Raw genomic sequence first — 875 nt, forward strand, 5'->3', positions numbered from 1 at the left:
ACGGGCGAGGTCGGGCCGCAGCACGTCGGGTTCGAACAGGATGAACGGGCCGCGGGCCGCGCCGGGCGGATGCCAGCACTGCGCGTGCCCGGGGCGCACCCACAGCCACTGGCCGGGGGCGACGGTCCGCGTGACGTGGTCGACGTCGTGCCGCAACTCACCCTCGGTGACGGCGATGAGGTAGTGGAAGGTGGCACGGCCCGGACGGGGCGGGTTCCACGGCCAGTCGTCGTGGTGGGCGAAGAAGTCCTCGACGGTACTCACCTCGAGTCCGTACGGGGTACCGACCGGGGGCTGGAAACCGAACAGCGGAACCGCAGCCGGACCGGCCGCGCTTCCGCTCGGGTCAGGGTGTCCCTTATCGACCATCACGTGTCCGCAGCCTACCGCCCTTCCGGTCGGCTGCGGCGGAAGGATGGGACGACGCGCCACCCCGCCCGCGCGGCGCGCCCTCCACGTCTTTCGATGCCGCAGCCCGTCACCACCTGAGGAAGGCAACGCCCCATGAACGAACCGGCCCTGCACAAGACCGCCGCCGACTGCGCGGAGGAACTCCCCGGAACTCAGCTGGAGCACCCCTTCGGCCCCGACTGGGAGGTCTACAAGGTGCGCGGCAAGGTGTTCATGCTGATGACCGAAGTCCCGGGGCGGCCCGTCGTGATCCTCAAGGCGAACCCCGGCGAAGCCCACGCCCTGCGGGAGCAGTACAGCCACATCACCCCCGGCTACCACATGAACAAGAAGCACTGGATCACCCTGGAGAGCGGAGAGGGCGTCGACGAGGAGCTCGTCCGTGAGCTCGTCACCGACTCCTACCGGCTCGTCGTCGCCCAGCTGCCCAAGGCCGAGCGGCCCGTCGACCCGCACACCTACGG

1 protein-coding gene and 1 pseudogene are annotated in these 875 nt (G+C 70.2%); one reads left to right on the plus strand and one right to left on the minus strand.

Annotated elements, in window-relative coordinates; translation table 11 throughout:
* Nucleotides 1–264 (minus strand): annotated as a pseudogene (locus TN53_RS41140) (AraC family transcriptional regulator); the annotation flags it as partial.
* 240 nt (nucleotides 265–504) lie between these two features.
* Between TN53_RS41140 and TN53_RS41145 the strand changes: the two are divergent.
* Nucleotides 505–875 (plus strand): MmcQ/YjbR family DNA-binding protein (locus TN53_RS41145; protein ID WP_046264001.1); only part of this gene is annotated, 371 nt, incomplete at its 3' end.

It is taken from the genome of Streptomyces sp. WM6386, assembly GCF_000972385.1.
Lineage (GTDB): Bacteria > Actinomycetota > Actinomycetes > Streptomycetales > Streptomycetaceae > Streptomyces.